Genomic DNA, 16,513 nt, shown 5'->3' with positions numbered 1-16,513 from the left:
TTGCTGTGTCACTCCACCGGGTCGGCATGCACCAGCACTTCGGCCTTGGGGTACTCCCGGCGGATCGCCGCCGCTGCCGCATCGCACAGCACGTGGGCCTCGGTCAGCGTCAAGGTGCCCGGCAGCTCCAGGTCCACCTGAACGAACCAGCGGTTGCCCGACACCCGGGTGCGCAGGTCATGCGCGCCCTGCACGCCAGGCACCGCGCACACCAGTGTCATCATCTGCTCGCTCACCTCGCCGGGCAGCTCCTTGTCCATCAGGATGGCCGAGCTTTCACGGGCGATCTGCAAGGCACTCCATAGAATGTACAGCGCGATGCCCAGGCCAAAGTACGCATCCACCTGTGGCCAGCCGAACCGCGCCAGCACCAGCGCGACCAGGATGCTGGCATTGAGCAGCAGGTCGGAGCGGTAGTGCAGCGAGTCGGCGCGCACGGCGGTCGAGCCGGTGAGGCGCACCACCCTGGCCTGCACCATCAGCAAGGCGACGGTCAGCCCCAGCGACAGCAGCATCACGACAATGCCCACCGTGGCATCACCCAGCGGCGTGGGATTTTTCAGGCGTTCGACCGCCTGTACGCCGATCAGTACCGCACTCACCCCGATGAACAGCGCCTGGGCCATGCCGGCCAGTGCCTCGGCCTTGCCGTGCCCGTAGCGATGATCGTCATCGGCCGGGCGCAGGGCATAGCGCACCGCCAGCAGGTTGAGGAACGAGGCCACGCCGTCGAGCATCGAGTCGGTCAGGCCGGCCAGCAGGCTGACCGAGCCGCTGAGCCACCAGGCCACCGCCTTGCTCACGATCAGGATGCTGGCGACCCCGAGCGAGGCATTGGTCGCCAGGCGCAGCAGGCGGGCGTGTTCGGCGCTGGTGTTCATCGGTCGTCCTTGTGCGGGCGGTCAGGCGGCGGGCTTGAGGCCGTACATCGCCAGTTGTTCAACGCTGCCCTTGTGCTGGATCAGGCGCGGGTCGTTCAGCGGCAGGCGCTGGCCCAGCTCGCTCTCCAGGATGGCCTGCAGGCGCACCTTGTCGACCTTGCCATCGGCAGCGATGGCCTTGTTCAGCGTGTGCGGGTCGACCTGGGCGGTCTTGCCGCCGGGCAGGTAGATGGCACCGGTGGCAAAGTCGACGCCGAAGGCGATCAGCCCGGGGATCACGTAGAACAGGATACCGATGGCATCCAGCGCCACGATCACCGGATCGACCTTGCCTTCGATCTGGCCGCGACGGTCGGGGAAGAACAGGGTGCCGCAAGCCGTCAGCTGGGTCAGCAGGGCAGCAACCACGGCACCGCCGATAAGGCGTGAAGGAATACGCATGTGAATCTCCGCAAAGTAGGCCGCACCGCTACCGGCGAAATGCCGGAGGGTGCAGCTAAGACCATGATAAGGCAGGCTCGGTTCGCCGTTATACTCGGCCGATTGTTCGAGGGCTACCATGAATTCATTACCGATCGATGCCGTGCTGCCGGCCTTGCGCACCGCCTTGCAGCAGCGCCACGAAGCCGTGCTCGAGGCACCGCCGGGCGCCGGCAAGACCACCCGCGTGCCACTGGCCCTGCTCGATGAGCCGTGGCTGGCCGGCCAGCGCATCCTGATGCTCGAACCGCGCCGGCTGGCTGCCCGCGCGGCAGCCGAACGGCTGGCCAGCGAACTGGGCGAGGCGGTGGGCGAAACCGTCGGTTACCGCATTCGCCTGGACAGCAAGGTCGGCCCGCGTACCCGCATCGAAGTGGTCACCGAAGGCATCCTCACCCGGCGCCTGCAGGACGACCCGGCGCTGGACGGGGTGGGCCTGTTGATCTTCGACGAATTTCACGAGCGCAGCCTGGATGCCGACCTGGCCCTGGCCCTGAGCCTCAACGGCCGCGAGCTGCTGCGTGACGAGCCGCCGCTGAAGATCCTGCTGATGTCCGCCACGCTGGAAGGGCAGCGCCTGTCTGCGTTGCTCGACGACGCCCCGGTAATCAGCAGCGAGGGGCGCATGTATCCGGTGCAGATGCGCTGGGGGCGGCCGTTCCAGCCCGGCGAGTTCGTCGAGCCGCGGGTGGTCGACACGGTGTTGCAGGCGCTGGCCGACGAGCCGGGCAGCCTGCTGGTGTTCCTGCCTGGCCAGGCCGAGATCCGCCGTGTGCACCAGGCCTTGCAGGAGGCCCTGGGTGAGCGACGCGAGATCCTGCTGTGCCCGCTGCACGGTGAACTCGATCTCGCGGCCCAGCGCGCCGCCATCGAGGCGCCGGCCGCGGGCCTGCGCAAGGTGGTGCTGGCGACCAACATCGCCGAAACCAGCCTGACCATCGACGGCGTGCGGGTGGTGATCGACGCCGGGCTGGCGCGGGTGCCGCGTTTTGACCCCGGTAGCGGCATGACCCGCCTCGATACCCAGCGCATCTCGCGCGCCAGCGCCACCCAGCGGGCCGGGCGCGCCGGGCGCCTGGAACCGGGCGTGTGCTATCGGCTGTGGTCCGAGGCCCAGCATGACCAACTGGCTGCCTACGGCAGCGCCGAGATCCTGCAGGCCGACCTTGCCGGGCTGGCCTTGCAATTGACCCGCTGGGGCGTAGCCCCGGCGCAGCTGTGCTGGCTCGACCTGCCACCGGCGGCGGCCTATGCCCAGGCCCAGGACCTGCTGGTGCGCCTGGGGGCGCTCAGGCCGGGGCAGTTGCTGGCGCTGACCGAGCATGGTCAGGCCATGGCCGAGTTGCCGGCACACCCGCGCATCGCACACCTGCTTTTGCGCGGCCAGGACCTTGGCCTGGCCCAGATGGCCTGCGATGTGGCGGCACTGCTGGGCGAGCGCGACATTCTGCGCGGGGCGGGCGCCGACCTGCACAGCCGGCTGGCCCTGCTCAGTGGCGAAACCCGTGCAGCCCGAGGCGGGCAGGGCGGGGTGCAGCGGGCGCGACAACTGTCCCGCCAGTACCGCAGCTACCTGCGCGGCAAGGCCGGCGCGGCCGTGGCCGACCCCGAACATTCCCGCTGGCTCGGTGCCCTGCTGGCGCTGGCCTACCCCGACCGGGTCGCCCAGCAGCGCCGTGCCGGCGGCGCCGAGTACCGGTTGGCCAACGGGCGTGCGGCGCTGTTCGGTGAGGCCGACGCGCTGATGAAGCAACCCTGGCTGGTGATCGCCGACCTCGGCAGCCGCCAGGGGCAGCGCGAAGAGCGCATCTACCTGGCGGCCGAACTCGACCCGGCGCTGTTCGACGACGTGCTCGCCGAGCAGGTGCGCCGCGTGGATCAACTGGATTGGGACGAGCGTGAGAACGTGCTGCGTGCCGAGCGCCAGCGCAAGGTCGGCGAACTGGTGCTCAGCCGCGAGCCGCTGACCGGGCTGGGTGAGGATGCGCGTGCGCGGGCGCTGCTTGACCTGGTGCGGCGCAAGGGCCTGGAGCTGCTGCCCTGGACCCCGGAGCTGCGCCAGTGGCAGGCGCGGGTGGCACTGTTGCGCGGGCTGGATGTTGCGGCGGCAGGCCAGAGCGAATGGCCGGACCTGAGCGACGCGGCCTTGCTGTCCAGCCTTGAGCACTGGCTGCAACCCTACCTGCGCAAGGTCACCCGGCCCCGTCATTTTGCCCAGCTCGACCTGTCGTCCATCCTGCGCAACCTGCTGCCCTGGCCGCTGCCGCAGCGCCTGGACGAATGGGCGCCGGTGCACATCAGCGTGCCCTCGGGTTCCAACATCCGCCTGGACTACAGCGAGACGCCGCCGATTCTGGCGGTGCGCTTGCAGGAACTGTTCGGCCTGGCCGAAACCCCGCGCATCGCCCAGGGCCGCCAGCAGGTGTTGCTGCACCTGCTGTCACCGGCACGGCGCCCGGTGCAGGTGACCCAGGACCTGGCCAATTTCTGGCGCAGCACCTACGCCGAAGTGAAGAAGGACCTCAAGGGCCGCTACCCCAAGCACTACTGGCCGGACGACCCGCTGGTGGCCGAAGCCACCGCGCGGGCCAAACCGCGCAAGTAGCCGCTAGGGCGGCGTCGGCAACAGCAGGCGCGCGCTCAGCGGCAGGTGATCGGAAATCTGCAGGGTGTCCTGCTGCAGCACCCGGGCGCTCAGGCGCTGCAGCTTGGGGCTGTGGAACAGGTAGTCCAGGGTGCGGTCCGGGCCGTTCAGGCGCGGGTCGTTGGGGTAGTGGGTCAGCCAGGCGCTGCGCTCGGCGCCACCGGCTTCGGCGTTGCTGGGGATCATCGGATACTTGTCCCACAGCAAGTGCAGGTCGCTGTCGGCGCCATAGTGCTGGCGCTGCTCGGGGGTGAGCCGGCGGTACTGGCCCAGCGGCAGCAGGTTGAAGTCGCCACCGATCAGCCACGGCGTGCCCTGGCTTTCGAGCTTGTCGAGCAGCGCGCCGAGCTGGCGCACCTGCTGGCGCTGGATATCGCTGCCGGGAACGAAGGGCGCCAGGTGCGTGTTGAGCACCGCCAGCGAGCCGCCATCACGCAGCGGCAGGTAGCTGGCCAGCACCGCCTGTTGCGGCTGCAGCAGGCGGCTCAGGGCGTTGTCGGGGGCCGAGGGCAGGGCCAGGCGTTCGGCCTGCTGGATGGGGTAGCGGCTCAGGGTCGCCAGGCCGCGGCCGACGCTGCCGAACACATGCCGGTCGGGCACGAAGTCCGCCTTCCAGTCGTAGGCCTGCACCGCACAGGGGTAGAGGTCGGCCAGGCGCTCGCGCAGCAGGGCCAGCTGGTCCTGGTAGGCGCTGGCCTTGGCGTTGGTGTCCAGTTCCTGCAACAGCACGATGTCGGGGTTGTCGGCGCGGATCACCCGCGTCACCTCGTCGAGGTTGAACGCCAGGTCCTGTTCGGTAGGGCGGGTGTCACTGCCCCGGCCTTCGTCATACCAGAACACGTAGCCCTTGCCGGCCAGGTACTGAATGTTCCAGCTCATGACCTTGAGCATCTGGCCCGGCACCAGTGGCGTGGCCGTGCCACGGCAGGCCACCGGCAGGGCCTCGCGCGGCTCGGGTTGCCAGCTCAGGTGACTGGCCAGCAGCCACAGCAGGGCAAGTATCAGCAGCAGGGTCAGCAGGGCATTGCGCAGTAGTCGGATCATCGGCTCGGCTTGGCGTCGCAGGTGAACCCGCAGCATACCCGAGCCGTTCGTCGCCTGCTTGGTTCAGCTCGGGTCGCGGGCCAGCGGCGGCTCGGTGACCAGCATGAACATGCGAAAGCTCACCAGGGTGCTGAACAGGGTGAGGAAGCCGTTGAAGCTGCCCACCAGCAGTTCCAGCCACAGCTCGGGCTCTTCGCCGATCAGGCTGCGGGTCAGCGCATCGATCAGCCACAACGGGATCATGGCCACGATCATGCACACCAGGATCTGCCAGAAGTGGCCCTTGCACAGCTCGAAGCTCTGACGCATGGCCGGCAGCGGTTGCAGGCCGCGCAGCACCAGCAGGTACTCGGCGAACACCAGGTTGACCATCACCCAGATGCCTGGAAGGATGAACAGCGCGCAGCCGGCCACGATCAGCAGCAGGCAGACGATCATCAGCAGCGCGAACGAGGGCCACAGGCGCAGCGACATGGCCAGCAGGTCGCGCTTGCGCGGCTCTTCACCCTGGCTGCGGGCGTCCAGGTAGAGGATCAGTGCGCCGCTGTAGAGCGGGTAGAACACTAGGCCCAGCAGCATGCCGTAGGCCAGGGTACGGGTCTGGCTGCCGAACTGTGCATAGATCGCCTGGGCCAGCAGCGTTTCGATGACGATCAGCGGCAGGCACAGCTTGGCGATGCTCAGCAGGTGGCGGCGGAAGAAATACAAGGAGTCTTGCAGAACGCTAAGCGGATTCATCAGTCGATATCGCAGTGACAGAGCAGGCCGCTACTTTAGCCCAGCGGTCGAACCTGAACAAAGTTTCATGCCGCGGGCCGATTGAATCGCCCATGCTGGAACCCCATCTAGTGCTCACCTGTAATCCCCCGGCTATCCAGTGAGGTCGCCCCATGAACCACGAAGAACAAACCTTGATCGACGGCCTGTTCGGCCGCCTCAAGCAAGCCGAGAGCGAAGGCGCACCGCGTGATGCCCAGGCCCAGGCGCGCATTGCCGAGCACCTGCAGCAACAGCCGTCGGCCCCTTACTACATGGCCCAGGCGATTCTGGTGCAGGAGGCCGCGCTCAAGCGCCTCGATGAACAGAACAGGCAATTGCAGGCCGATCTGAACCAGGCCCGCGCACAGGTGGCGGCCACTGCGCCGAGCAGCGGCGGCTTCCTGTCGAGCATCTTCGGCGGGGGGGCACGGCAACCCGAGCCGCAGCCGCAGCGCGCGGCCCAGCCGGCCCCGGCACCTGCCACCAGTGGTGGTGGCTGGCGTGAACCGGCCAGCGGCTTTGGCGGGCCCGGCGTGGCCCCTCAGCAGCAGGGTTTCAACGCCGCGCCCCAGGCCGCACCGGCCCGCGGCGGCGCCAGCAGCTTTCTGGGCGGTGCACTGCAGACCGCCGCCGGCGTGGCAGGCGGGGTGATGCTGGCGCAGGGCATCAGCAGCCTGTTCGGCCATCATTCGTCGCAGCCCCAGGAAGTCACCGAGATCATCAACGAAGCCCCGGCACCGGCCAGCGACAGCGGCTGGGGCGGCAACGACGAGCAGCGCCTGACCGCCGACAACGGTGGCTACGGCAATGATCAGGGCGGCTTCATGGACACCGACTACGGTGACGATGGCGGCGGCTTCTTTTCGGACGACGATTCCTTCGTCTGAGCCGCGCACATACCCGTACTGCCGTCAGGCTGGCATACTGGGCGCCGAAACGGCCCCGGTATGCGGGGCCGGCCCCTGGCGTGACGAGGAAGTGCGGTGAAGAAGATTGCGGTGTTCGCCGATGTCCAGAACCTCTACTACACCGTGCGCCAGGCCTATGGTTGTCATTTCAACTACGCCGCCTTCTGGGCGCACGTCAGCCAGGACGGCGAGATCGTCGAGGCGGTGGCCTATGCCATCGACCGCGGCGACAGCAAGCAGCAGCAGTTTCAGCAGATCCTGCGCAACCTCGGTTTCACGGTCAAACTCAAACCCTATATCCAGCGCAGCGACGGCTCGGCCAAGGGCGACTGGGACGTGGGCATCACCCTGGACGTGATCGACGCTGCTTCGCGGGTCGACGAAGTGGTGCTGGCCTCCGGCGATGGCGATTTCGACCTGCTGCTGGAACGGGTGATCAACCGTCATGGCGCCGAAGCGGTGGCCTATGGCGTACCGGGGCTCACCGCCAACTCGCTGATTCGCGCCGCCACCCGCTATGTGCCCATCGAAGGCGCACTCCTGCTCAAGCACTGAGAGCTACCCGAGGTTTTTGTGGAACGTATTGCGGTCATCGACTTTGAAACCACCGGCATCTCGCCGGGTGCCTACTGCCGCGCCACCGAAGTGGCGGTGGTGATGCTCGAACGCGGGCGCATCGTCGATCGCTACCAGAGCCTGATGAATGCCGGCGTGCCGGTACCGGCCTTTGTCGCCGGGCTGACCGGCATCACTACCGCCATGCTGCGCAGTGCGCCGGCCAATGCGCAGGTGATGAACGAGGTGGCCGAGTTCGTCGGCAGCACGCCCTTGCTGGCGCACAACGCCTCGTTCGACCAGAAGTTCTGGGACTACGAACTGAGCCTGATCGGACGCTCGCGGGTGCAGTCGTTCGCCTGTTCGATGCTGCTCTCGCGGCGCCTGCTGCCGGCTGCGCCGAACCACAAGCTCGGCACCCTGACGCGCTGGGCCGGGCTGCCCGACACCGGCACCGCTCACCGGGCCATGGCCGATGCCGAGATGGCCGCCAACCTGGCCCAGCACCTGGCCGGCGAACTGCGCCAGCGCCACGGTATCAGCGAGGTGTCGCACCCGCTGTTCTGCAGCCTGCAGAAGGTCCCGGCAGCCAAGGTTGCCGAAACCCTCAAGCGCTACCGCTAGGCTTTCTTGCCGTTGCTGTCGAGCTGGCCGAGCGGCACCCGTCGCTCTACCGCGCTGGACAGGATGATCGAGGTCTTGCTGAACCCGAACTGCGCCACGTGGTTGATCAGCTCTTCGAGTTCCGGCATCGAGCCGACCGCCGCCTGCATGATCACGCACGGATCGCCGGTGACCCGGTGGCACTCGGTGATCTGCGGGATACGCGCCAGGTCCTCATAGGTCTGCTGGTTGCCGTGGCTGGCCAGGCGCAGCTCGATCACGCACTGGATCGGCAAGCCGATCCGGCTCATGTCGACCTTGGCCTGGTAGCCGGTGATGACCCCGCTGGCCTCGAGCTTGGCCACCCGCTCGGCCACCGCCGGGGCCGACAGGTTGACCTTGCGCGCCAGTTCGGCGAAGGAGGCGCGGCCGTTGTCGAGCAAGGCGGCGAGGAGCATGCGATCGTACTTGTCCATGGGGCGTGGGTACCAGGTGTTGAAACGATGGCGAATCGGGCAAACATCCGTTTTTTCGAAAGTCTGGTGGCCGTATAAACAGGGTTTGTAACTTAAAATTACCCGTTTGGCTTTCTAAACTACAGCTCCAAAACCCTGATTTCGAGCCTCCCATGCCTGCCTCCCGTCGCTTTCCGCTGGTGCTGATCGGTGCCTTCCTGGCCTTGTACCTGGTGTGGGGGTCGACTTATCTGGTGATCCGCATCGGTATCGAGTCGTGGCCACCGCTGCTGATGGCCGGGGTGCGCTTTCTGATTGCCGGCAGCCTGCTGTATGGCTTTCTGCGCTGGCGAGGGGTGCCGGCGCCCAGCTGGGCGCAATGGAAGGCCGCCGGGGCCATCGGCATATTGCTGCTCAGCTGCGGCAACGGCGGCGTGACCCTGGCCGAACATGCGGGCGTGGCGTCCGGGGTCGCAGCCCTGGCGGTGGCGACTGTGCCGCTGTTCACCCTGGTGTTCGGGCGATTTTTCGGGCACCGCAACACGCGTCTGGAATGGGCCGGTATCGGCCTTGGCCTGGCCGGCATCGGCCTGCTCAACCTGGGCTCCAACCTGCAGGCCAGCCCGCTGGGCGCGGCGCTGATCCTGTTTGCTGCAGCGTCCTGGGCCTTCGGTTCGGTGTGGAGCAAGAGCCTGCCGCTGCCGGCCGGGCCGATGGCCAGTGCCGCCGAAATGCTGGTGGGCGGCGCGGCGCTGCTGCTGGGCAGCGCGCTCAGCGGTGAACGCATGACCCAGATGCCGACCGCTGCCGGCTGGGGGGCGTTGCTTTACCTGGTGTTCTTCGGTTCGATCCTGGCCTTCAGTGCCTACATGTACCTGCTCAAGCATGTGCGCCCGGCGGCGGCCACCAGCTATGCCTACGTCAACCCGGCGGTGGCGGTGCTGCTGGGCATCCTGTTCGCTGGCGAGCAGATCGGCGTGGAGGAGTGCGTGGCGATGGCGGTGATCATCGGCGCGGTGGTGTTGATCGGCGTTCCGCAATGGCGCAAGGTGCCGGCCAGCGTGGCCACCCCGGCTGACGCCTTGAGGGGTGAGTTGTCCAAGTGAAGCGTCGTATTGCCATGGCAGGCTTGTTGGTTGGGATGCTGTCCGGTTGTGATGAACAGGAAGTCGGCCTGGAGTTTCAGGTATCGGTTATCGACAATTACGCCCACGGCCATGCAGACCGGTATTACGCCGAAGCGGTCCGTAACCTGCTGGCCGAACAGCAGATCGACCTGGCCCGAGTGGAAATGTGGGCCGATGACGAGACCCCTTGGGTGGTGAACCTGCGCATGCCAGGCGACGTATTGACCCCGGCGCGGCGTGAGGCTCTGCAGACGACGGTCGACGCCGTGCTGGCTGCGCGCCAGGCAGTCACCGGCAACGTCACCCTGACCCTCGCGGATCAACCTGACCAGCCGATCGCGTTGCGGTTGGCCTTCCCCAACGATGTCGCGATCAAGAGCCATCCTACGCTCAGCGAAGCGATGCGCTCGCTGATCGAGAACACGGCGCGCGGTGAGGTCGATTGCCGGGTCCCGGTGAGGATCAGGGCCAACCTGCCCTTCGAGGTGCTCGACTACAGTCAGGGCGTGATGACGCTGCGCACCCCGGACCAGAAGCTCAGGCGCACGCCGGTTCGCCTGGAGTTCGCTGATGGCGGGTTGCGTAGTCAGGTAGCGCGTGGCCAGGTAGCCGTCAGCTTCAGCCGCGAGAAGGACCGCGACCACATGATCTTCGAACTGGGGTCGCTGGGCATGCACAGCTGGACGCCGATGTCGGCGCGCGATTCGAGCCTGAACGAGATCTACGGTCTGTGCCGTTCGCGCGCCAGCCAGCTGGGCAGGCCGCTGTCGCTGTTTGTCGGCAATGGCCTGGATCGCCTGACGTACGTGTACCTGCCGCCTGTGGATTGAAGCTCGGTGAACCCGCGCGAACAGGGTAAACTTGCGCCATTGCTGAATTCCCCAGACGGTATTGCCATGACATTCGCCAAACTTGGCCTGATTGAACCCTTGCTGCGCGCGCTCGAGCACCTCAAGTACACCACCCCGACACCTGTGCAGGCGGCGGCCATCCCGGCCGTGCTGGCCGGTCGCGACCTGATGGCGGCGGCGCAGACCGGCACCGGCAAGACTGCCGGCTTCGCCCTGCCACTGCTGCAGCGCCTGGTGATGGAAGGCGAGAAGGTCGCCAGCAACTCGGTACGTGCGCTGGTGCTGGTGCCGACCCGCGAGCTGGCCGAACAGGTGCACGCCAATATCGTCGAGTACGCCGAACACCTGCCGCTGCGCACCTACGCGGTGTACGGCGGGGTGAGCATCAACCCGCAGATGATGAAACTGCGCAAGGGCATCGACCTGCTGGTGGCCACGCCCGGGCGCCTGCTCGACCTGTTCCGCCAGAACGCGGTCAAGTTCAACCAGTTGCAGGCGCTGGTGCTCGATGAAGCCGACCGCATGCTCGACCTGGGCTTTGCCGAAGAGCTGCGCTCGATCTACGCGGCGTTGCCGGTCAAGCGCCAGACGCTGCTGTTTTCCGCAACCTTCTCCGACGAGATCCGCCTGATGGCCGGGCAGATGCTCGATGACCCGCTCAGCGTCGAGGTCAGCCCGCGCAACGTGGCGGCCAGCAGCGTCAAGCAGTGGGTCGTGCCTGTGGACAAGAAGCGCAAGCCCGAGCTGTTCATGCACCTGCTGCGCAAGCAGCGCTGGAAGCAGGTGCTGGTGTTCGCCAAGACCCGCAACGGTGTGGATGCGCTGGTGGAGCGCCTGCAGGCGCAGGGCGTGAACGCCGACGGCATCCATGGCGATCGCCCCCAGGCCACGCGCCAGCGTGCGCTGGACAGCTTCAAGGCGCGCGAGATCCAGATCCTGGTGGCCACCGATGTGGCGGCGCGCGGGCTGGATATCGACGACTTGCCGCTGGTGGTCAACTTCGATTTGCCGATCGTGGCCGAGGACTACATTCACCGTATCGGGCGTACCGGGCGTGCGGGCAATACCGGCGAAGCCATTTCGCTGGTGTGTGCCGACGAGGTGAACATGCTGTCGGCCATCGAGATGCTCACGCGCAAGACCTTGCCGCGCCATGAAGAGCCGGATTTCGTGCCGGAGCACCGGGTGCCGGAAACCGACGCCAGCGGGCAGGTGGTGAAGAAGCCGAAGAAACCGAAGAAGCCCAAGCAGGGCAGCGGCAAGGGCAGCCTGGGGCGCTGGACCGACAGCGGGGATACCCCCGCAGCCGCGCCGCAGGTCAAGCCGGTGCGCAAGGTGCCGACGTTCAATACCGGGCCGCGCAAGCGCAAGCCTTGATTGGGCACGGGCTGCGCTGCAGCCCTTTCGCCGGCAAGGGCTGTGCGTACCCTATAGGCGCCGGCCTCACCGGCGCAGCCACTCCAGCACCCCCAACCCCGCCCTTCGCCCACTGGCAAAGCACGCCGTCAGCAGGTAGCCGCCGGTCGGTGCCTCCCAGTCGAGCATCTCGCCCGCACAGAACACCCCCGGCAACCGGGTCAGCATCAGGTGCCGATCCATTGCCTCGAACTTCACGCCGCCGGCGCTGCTGATCGCCTCGTCCAGCGGGCGCGGTCGTACCAGCGTGATCGGCAACGCCTTGAGCGCTGCCGCCAGGCGCGCCGGGTCGGCAAACACCTCGGGCCCGGTCAGCTCGCGCAGCAGCGCCGCCTTCACCCCGTCCAGGCCCAGCTGACCGTGCAGGTGCCTGGCCATCGAGCGCGAACCACGGGGTTTGCGCAGCGCCGCCTCGATCTTGTCCACAGGCCGGTTCGGCAGCAGGTCGAGCAGCACCGTCGCGCTACCTTCGCGGTTGATCGCTTCACGAATCTGCGCCGACCAGGCATACACCAGGCTGCCCTCGACGCCGCCCTCGGTCAGCACGAACTCGCCCAGGCGCGGCGCCTGGCCGGCCAGGCTCAGGGCGATGTTCTTCAGCGGTGCACCGGCGAACCTGCCCTTGAGCACGTCGCTCCAACCCGTTACCTCGAAGCCGCTGTTGGCTGCCTGCAACGGCGAGATTTCCACACCCCGCGCCTGCAGCCAGGGCAGCCAGGCAGCGTCCGAGCCCAGCCGCGCCCAGCTGCCGCCGCCCAGCGCCAGCACCACGGCATCGGCCTGCACGCTCACCTCGCCCTGTGGACAAGTGATCCGCAGGGCGCCGTCGGCATCCCAGCCGTGCCAGCGATGCCGGGTGTGGATAACTACCCCGGCATCGCGCAGGCGCTTGGGCCAGGCGCGCAGCAGCGGGGCGGCCTTCATGTCGCGCGGAAACACCCGGCCGGATGTCCCGACGAAAGTGTCGATGCCCAGGCCGTGTATCCATGCCCGCAGTGCGTCGGCATCGAAGCCGTCGAGCAGGCGCGCGATGTCGTGTTCGCGTTCTGCATAGCGCGAGATGAACGCGGGGTAGGCTTCGGAATGGGTGATGTTCATGCCGCCCACGCCCGCCAGCAGGAACTTGCGCCCCACCGAGGGCATGGCGTCGTACAGGTCTACCCGCACACCAGCCTGGCTGAGGACCTCGGCGGCCATCAGCCCGGCCGGCCCGCCTCCGATAATGGCAACGTGGGGGGCGGTGGTTGGGGGAGTATCGGTCATGGGCGGCTGCAGGCTGGGGATAAAAGAGCGGGCATTCTACCCGACACGGCCCCGCCCAGGCACTGTACAAAAAACGATCAGTACGGTGCAGGCCCCGTGCCACAAGGGCCGGATGGGCTTGCGCTCAGGTTATCCACAGGCAGCTCCACAGTCATTGTGGGTAATCGAGTACCCGTTGTGCGCTGTGGTGCAGTATGCCGTGGCGTCGGGCCAGGGCGTGGCGGTCCTTGCTGTAGCCGCCGCCGATCAGGCCAACCACCGGGATATCGCGCCCCAGGCAGTGGCGCAGCACGGCTTCGTCGCGGGCAGCGACGCCTGCGTCGGTCAGTTGCAGGTAGCCCAGCGCATCGTCCTTGTGCACGTCCACGCCGGCGTCGTACAGCACCAGGTCGGGCTGATACAGCGGCAACAGGTAGTTCAGCGCGTCGTGCACCACCTTCAGGTAGTCGGCGTCGCCCATGCCGCGCGGCAACGGGATGTCCCAGTCGCTCTGGGCCTTGCGTGCCGGAAAGTTCTGTTCGCAGTGCAGCGACACGGTGATCGCGTCCGGGGTGTCGTGCAGGATGCGCGCGGTGCCATCGCCCTGGTGCACGTCGCAGTCGAAGATCAGCACCCGGTGCACGCGCCCGGCTTCGAGCAGGTAGCGGCTGATCACCGCCAGGTCGTTGAAGATGCAGAAGCCGGCCGGGTGATCGTAGTGGGCGTGGTGCGTGCCGCCGGCCAGGTGGCAGGCGATGCCATGCTGCAGGGCCTGTTCGGCGGCCAGCAGCGAGCCGCCGACCGCGCGCACGGTGCGCCGTGCCAGCGCTTCGCTCCAGGGCAGGCCCAGGCGACGCTGGTCTTCGCGGCTCAGGTCGCCATTCATGTAGCGCTCGATGTAGCCCCGCTCGTGGGCCAGGGCGAGGATGTCGCTGGGGCAGAGCTCGGGGCGCAGCAAGGCCGCATCGGTGGTCAGGCCGCTGTCGACCAGGTGGTCGCGCAACAGGCGGAACTTGTCCATCGGGAAGCGGTGCCCGGCAGGAAACTCCGGGCTGTAGTCGTCGTGGTAGATCAGGGGCAGGGGCATGGCAGCTTCTAACCGGGGCAGGCCTCGATCTTGCCAGTTGCTGTACAGCCAGCGCCAGCGATCTACACTGCGCGCAGGTTCTCGACAGGGGTGCACCCATGCTGGCTTCCTGGACGTTCTGGGCGATTCTGTCGGCGATATTCGCCGCCTTGACCGCCATATTTGCCAAGGTTGGCGTGACCGGCATCAATTCGGACTTCGCCACCCTGCTGCGCACGGTGGTGGTGCTGGTGAGCCTGGCGCTGATTCTGTTCGCCACCGGCCAATACCAGTCACTGGGGTCGATCTCGCCGCGCAGCTACCTGTTCCTGCTGCTGTCGGGGCTGGCCACCGGCGCCTCGTGGATCTGCTACTTCCGCGCCCTGCAGCTGGGGCAAGCCTCGCAGGTAGCGCCTGTGGACAAACTCAGCGTGGTGCTGGTGGCGGTGCTCGGCGTTACCCTGCTGGGCGAGCGACTCGACCTGCGCCAGTGGGGCGGCATCAGCCTGATCACTCTGGGCGTAGTGATGCTGGCATGGCGTTAGCGCGCAGAGGTGTTGCCGGTAACTCCAGCGGTGCCTTCAGCGGTGCCTGCAGCGCGGTGCGGCCATAGAAGCACAGCGCGGTCGGCAGGCAGGTCAGCCAGACGAAGATCCCCGCCCAGAAGGTGTGCGACATGTAGTGCCAGCCCTGCATCACGCGGGTGGTGCCGTACACCATGCCCAGCAGCACGATGAACCCCAGCAGCTTGCGTGCGTGCGCCCAGCGCCAGCGGCGGGCCACGAAGTACAGCGCCATCAGGGTGAAGCCGCTGGAGGCATGCCCGCCGGGCCAGCAGCGCCCGTCACCGGCCTTGTGCAGCAGGTCGAACTGTTGGTACCACTCCAGGCGCGGATGGGTACCGCCGTAGAATGTGGTCTCTACCGGGCAGTACACCCCGGTGTGGCTCTTGAGGTAGTGAATGATGGCGGTGCACAGTGCGAATGCCACCACCACGAACAGCAGGTCGCGTCGGTGCCGAGTGGTGAAGCGCAGCACGCCGGCAATGCGGCTGCGTTGCAGCAGCCGGGTGGCGGCGGCCTGCGGATGGCGGGCGAAAAGCGGCCACACGAAGGACAGCAGGGCGCCGATCAGTGCGGCTTCGCCTGTCCAGTTGGGCAGGATGCGGGGCCACTTGTGGGTCACTTTCTCGAACCAGGCGTCGTGCAGCAGGGTGAACTGGCCGCTGGCCGGGTCGATGAACAACTGGCTGAACCAGCGGTCGAGGCCGGTGAGGTCGAAGGCCACGAACACGACCAGTGCCAGCAGCAGGGGCAGGCCCAGGTGGGTGAGGTAGAACGACTGGCGTGGCGACATGCTCATTGCTCCGCCCTGGCCAGCAGCTTGCGCCATTCGGGGGCGTTCATGCGGCCGAGGATTCTCGGTTTGCCGCTGGCGCCCACCGAGACGAATACGGCTTCGGCGTAGGCGCTGGAGCGTTCGCCACCGGGCACGTTCAACTGGCGTTCGAGCTGGTCTATGCAGCCGCTGTGGGTCACCAGCACCAGGTTGCGCTCGGCGGCCTTGCGCGCCAGGGCGTTGTCGGCGAAACCCTTGTTGCATTGCTGCAGCCAGTCCTCACTGGCTGCCAGCTTGCCGAACATGAAGTGCGCGGTTTGCTGGGTGCGGGTCAGGGGGCTGGTCAGTATGTCGGCATGCTCCAGGCCCAGGCGCTGCAGCCCTTCGCCCACCTGCGCCGCAGCCTGGCTGCCCGCCTGGGTGATACCTTGCGGATCATCCAGGCACGGGTTGCGCGAGCGGTCGCAACGCTCGGCATGCCGCACCAGCACGATGACTTCACCTTTGGCCCAGTCGGCATACACACCGCTGTTGCGCATCTGTCTTTCGCTACCCAGGTCCACGATCGCCAACCCTCTGACCAGCCACAGGCTTGAAACGGCCAGTGCAAGCAAGGTGCACAGGCCCAGCAGGAACGTCGCCGAAGGCAGGCGTCGTCGTCGCCCCGGACGGGCTGGGGTCAAGGTCTGGTCGAGTACTGCATCGTGCAACATGGGGCCGCTCCGGCTACCGCGAGAATGTCTGCACGGTAAGCAACGGCCTGTGGTGAATCGGTGAAGGCGATGTGAAAGCCTTGTGGGGCAAGGGGCCAACAGCACGTTGCAGTTTCAATTCAATGAAGTAACAAGCCCAATCTCGGGCCTGGTGGCACTGGACGGCGATCGGCGTGTCAGCGGCCTGGAGCTGGGCGCCACCGGACGCATCACCGATGCCTGGGCGGTGTGGGCCGGCTACACCTACCTGGATGCCGAAGTGGTGAAGGCCGGTGGCAACGGCGTCAACGACGGCACCAGCCCACGTTCATCGCGCCCGACAGCTTCAGCCTGTGGACCTCCTACAACATCGATACACGCAGGGGCAGTCGGGGCTGGCGCCAACTACATGGGCCTGCCTACGCTGTACACTGCAAGGCAGTGATCACGGA

At 67.1% G+C, this 16,513-nt stretch carries 18 protein-coding genes; 9 read left to right on the top strand and 9 right to left on the bottom strand.

The features are described from left to right. Positions 1 to 8: 8 nt before the first annotated feature. Positions 9 to 881, bottom strand: a complete 873-nt coding sequence (locus MF6396_RS19855; protein ID WP_054916351.1) for a cation diffusion facilitator family transporter — start codon at positions 879 to 881, stop codon at positions 9 to 11. A 21-nt stretch (positions 882 to 902) separates the two neighbouring features. Beyond that, positions 903 to 1,322, bottom strand: coding sequence for a hypothetical protein (locus tag MF6396_RS19850; RefSeq protein ID WP_043863875.1), 420 nt, complete (start codon positions 1,320 to 1,322; stop codon positions 903 to 905). Positions 1,323 to 1,440: 118 nt separating this feature from the next. Between MF6396_RS19850 and hrpB the strand changes: the two genes are divergently transcribed. Then, a complete protein-coding gene (hrpB, locus tag MF6396_RS19845) occupies positions 1,441 to 3,966 on the top strand; it encodes an ATP-dependent helicase HrpB (RefSeq protein WP_078481373.1) in 2,526 nt (841 codons plus the stop codon). Positions 3,967 to 3,969: 3 nt separating this feature from the next. Here the strand turns inward: hrpB and MF6396_RS19840 are convergent, their stop codons facing one another. Next, the gene (locus MF6396_RS19840) at positions 3,970 to 5,049 is read right to left on the bottom strand and encodes an endonuclease/exonuclease/phosphatase family protein (protein WP_078481412.1); all 1,080 of its coding nucleotides are present in this window, start codon (positions 5,047 to 5,049) and stop codon (positions 3,970 to 3,972) included. A 63-nt stretch (positions 5,050 to 5,112) separates the two neighbouring features. Continuing rightward, the gene (locus tag MF6396_RS19835) at positions 5,113 to 5,787 is read right to left on the bottom strand and encodes a hypothetical protein (protein WP_043863873.1); all 675 of its coding nucleotides are present in this window, start codon (positions 5,785 to 5,787) and stop codon (positions 5,113 to 5,115) included. A gap of 152 nt (positions 5,788 to 5,939) precedes the next feature. On the opposite strand from MF6396_RS19835, the gene MF6396_RS19830 reads away from it, so the two are divergent. The 3 genes from MF6396_RS19830 to MF6396_RS19820 all read left to right on the top strand — a co-directional run bounded on the left by MF6396_RS19830 (position 5,940) and on the right by MF6396_RS19820 (position 7,895). Next, complete coding sequence (locus MF6396_RS19830) at positions 5,940 to 6,695, top strand: DUF2076 domain-containing protein (RefSeq protein ID WP_054916353.1); 756 nt, start codon at positions 5,940 to 5,942, stop codon at positions 6,693 to 6,695. Between the two features lie 96 nt (positions 6,696 to 6,791). Then, positions 6,792 to 7,271 (top strand): LabA-like NYN domain-containing protein, encoded by a 480-nt coding sequence (locus tag MF6396_RS19825; RefSeq protein ID WP_043863871.1) that lies wholly within the window; start codon positions 6,792 to 6,794, stop codon positions 7,269 to 7,271. 18 nt (positions 7,272 to 7,289) lie between these two features. Beyond that, the gene (locus MF6396_RS19820) at positions 7,290 to 7,895 is read left to right on the top strand and encodes a 3'-5' exonuclease (protein WP_043863870.1); all 606 of its coding nucleotides are present in this window, start codon (positions 7,290 to 7,292) and stop codon (positions 7,893 to 7,895) included. Here MF6396_RS19820 and MF6396_RS19815 read toward each other — a convergent pair. Continuing rightward, positions 7,892 to 8,350 carry an Lrp/AsnC family transcriptional regulator gene (locus MF6396_RS19815; RefSeq protein WP_043863869.1) on the bottom strand — a complete coding sequence of 153 codons (459 nt, stop codon included), beginning with the start codon at positions 8,348 to 8,350 and terminating at the stop codon, positions 7,892 to 7,894. The two genes, MF6396_RS19820 and MF6396_RS19815, sit on opposite strands and share 4 nt — an antisense overlap. Before the next feature lie 152 nt (positions 8,351 to 8,502). Between MF6396_RS19815 and yedA the strand changes: the two genes are divergently transcribed. The 3 genes from yedA (at position 8,503) to MF6396_RS19800 (ending at position 11,684) form a co-directional block, all read left to right on the top strand. Beyond that, positions 8,503 to 9,435 carry a drug/metabolite exporter YedA gene (yedA, locus tag MF6396_RS19810; protein WP_058540581.1) on the top strand — a complete coding sequence of 311 codons (933 nt, stop codon included), beginning with the start codon at positions 8,503 to 8,505 and terminating at the stop codon, positions 9,433 to 9,435. Next, positions 9,432 to 10,286 carry a hypothetical protein gene (locus MF6396_RS19805; protein ID WP_153046102.1) on the top strand — a complete coding sequence of 285 codons (855 nt, stop codon included), beginning with the start codon at positions 9,432 to 9,434 and terminating at the stop codon, positions 10,284 to 10,286. The genes yedA and MF6396_RS19805 overlap by 4 nt, the downstream gene beginning before the upstream one ends. 66 nt (positions 10,287 to 10,352) lie before the next feature. Then, on the top strand, positions 10,353 to 11,684 hold the full coding sequence (locus MF6396_RS19800) for a DEAD/DEAH box helicase (protein WP_054916356.1): 1,332 nt from the start codon (positions 10,353 to 10,355) through the stop codon (positions 11,682 to 11,684). A gap of 66 nt (positions 11,685 to 11,750) precedes the next feature. Here MF6396_RS19800 and MF6396_RS19795 read toward each other — a convergent pair whose 3' ends face one another. Both MF6396_RS19795 and MF6396_RS19790 read right to left on the bottom strand, forming a co-directional pair. Beyond that, a complete protein-coding gene (locus tag MF6396_RS19795) occupies positions 11,751 to 12,986 on the bottom strand; it encodes a TIGR03862 family flavoprotein (protein ID WP_078481370.1) in 1,236 nt (411 codons plus the stop codon). 151 nt (positions 12,987 to 13,137) lie between these two features. After that, on the bottom strand, positions 13,138 to 14,052 hold the full coding sequence (locus MF6396_RS19790) for a histone deacetylase family protein (RefSeq protein WP_054916358.1): 915 nt from the start codon (positions 14,050 to 14,052) through the stop codon (positions 13,138 to 13,140). A 98-nt stretch (positions 14,053 to 14,150) separates the two neighbouring features. On the opposite strand from MF6396_RS19790, the gene MF6396_RS19785 reads away from it, so the two are divergent. Further along, entirely contained in the window at positions 14,151 to 14,576 is a 426-nt protein-coding gene (locus tag MF6396_RS19785) for an EamA family transporter (RefSeq protein ID WP_043863863.1), read from the top strand. Here MF6396_RS19785 and MF6396_RS19780 read toward each other — a convergent pair. Both MF6396_RS19780 and MF6396_RS19775 read right to left on the bottom strand, forming a co-directional pair. Then, positions 14,542 to 15,387 carry a phosphatase PAP2 family protein gene (locus MF6396_RS19780; RefSeq protein WP_078481369.1) on the bottom strand — a complete coding sequence of 282 codons (846 nt, stop codon included), beginning with the start codon at positions 15,385 to 15,387 and terminating at the stop codon, positions 14,542 to 14,544. The genes MF6396_RS19785 and MF6396_RS19780 overlap by 35 nt on opposite strands. A 2-nt stretch (positions 15,388 to 15,389) precedes the next feature. Further along, positions 15,390 to 16,082 (bottom strand): histidine phosphatase family protein, encoded by a 693-nt coding sequence (locus MF6396_RS19775; protein ID WP_078481367.1) that lies wholly within the window; start codon positions 16,080 to 16,082, stop codon positions 15,390 to 15,392. 106 nt (positions 16,083 to 16,188) lie between these two features. Here MF6396_RS19775 and MF6396_RS19770 point away from each other — a divergent pair, with 106 nt between their 5' ends. Then, complete coding sequence (locus MF6396_RS19770) at positions 16,189 to 16,506, top strand: TonB-dependent receptor (protein ID WP_161493041.1); 318 nt, start codon at positions 16,189 to 16,191, stop codon at positions 16,504 to 16,506. The last annotated feature ends 7 nt before the right edge of the window (positions 16,507 to 16,513 follow it).

Origin of the sequence: Pseudomonas sp. MF6396, from assembly GCF_002018915.1 — a bacterium.
Taxonomy (GTDB): Bacteria; Pseudomonadota; Gammaproteobacteria; order Pseudomonadales; family Pseudomonadaceae; genus Aquipseudomonas; species Aquipseudomonas palmensis.
Note: the sequence above shows the minus strand (reverse complement) of the source record. Positions and strands in the feature narration are given on the sequence as shown.

Excerpts from the sequence above, each read along its gene's own strand:
- MF6396_RS19855 (WP_054916351.1), bottom strand. The coding sequence starts at position 881 with ATGAACACCAGCGCCGAACACGCCCGCCTGCTGCGCCTGGCGACCAAT.
- MF6396_RS19850 (WP_043863875.1), bottom strand. The coding sequence starts at position 1,322 with ATGCGTATTCCTTCACGCCTTATCGGCGGTGCCGTGGTTGCTGCCCTG.
- hrpB (WP_078481373.1), top strand. The coding sequence starts at position 1,441 with ATGAATTCATTACCGATCGATGCCGTGCTGCCGGCCTTGCGCACCGCC.
- MF6396_RS19840 (WP_078481412.1), bottom strand. The coding sequence starts at position 5,049 with ATGATCCGACTACTGCGCAATGCCCTGCTGACCCTGCTGCTGATACTT.
- MF6396_RS19835 (WP_043863873.1), bottom strand. The coding sequence starts at position 5,787 with ATGAATCCGCTTAGCGTTCTGCAAGACTCCTTGTATTTCTTCCGCCGC.
- MF6396_RS19830 (WP_054916353.1), top strand. The coding sequence starts at position 5,940 with ATGAACCACGAAGAACAAACCTTGATCGACGGCCTGTTCGGCCGCCTC.
- MF6396_RS19815 (WP_043863869.1), bottom strand. The coding sequence starts at position 8,350 with ATGGACAAGTACGATCGCATGCTCCTCGCCGCCTTGCTCGACAACGGC.
- yedA (WP_058540581.1), top strand. The coding sequence starts at position 8,503 with ATGCCTGCCTCCCGTCGCTTTCCGCTGGTGCTGATCGGTGCCTTCCTG.
- MF6396_RS19800 (WP_054916356.1), top strand. The coding sequence starts at position 10,353 with ATGACATTCGCCAAACTTGGCCTGATTGAACCCTTGCTGCGCGCGCTC.
- MF6396_RS19795 (WP_078481370.1), bottom strand. The coding sequence starts at position 12,986 with ATGACCGATACTCCCCCAACCACCGCCCCCCACGTTGCCATTATCGGA.
- MF6396_RS19790 (WP_054916358.1), bottom strand. The coding sequence starts at position 14,052 with ATGCCCCTGCCCCTGATCTACCACGACGACTACAGCCCGGAGTTTCCT.
- MF6396_RS19785 (WP_043863863.1), top strand. The coding sequence starts at position 14,151 with ATGCTGGCTTCCTGGACGTTCTGGGCGATTCTGTCGGCGATATTCGCC.
- MF6396_RS19780 (WP_078481369.1), bottom strand. The coding sequence starts at position 15,387 with ATGTCGCCACGCCAGTCGTTCTACCTCACCCACCTGGGCCTGCCCCTG.
- MF6396_RS19775 (WP_078481367.1), bottom strand. The coding sequence starts at position 16,082 with ATGTTGCACGATGCAGTACTCGACCAGACCTTGACCCCAGCCCGTCCG.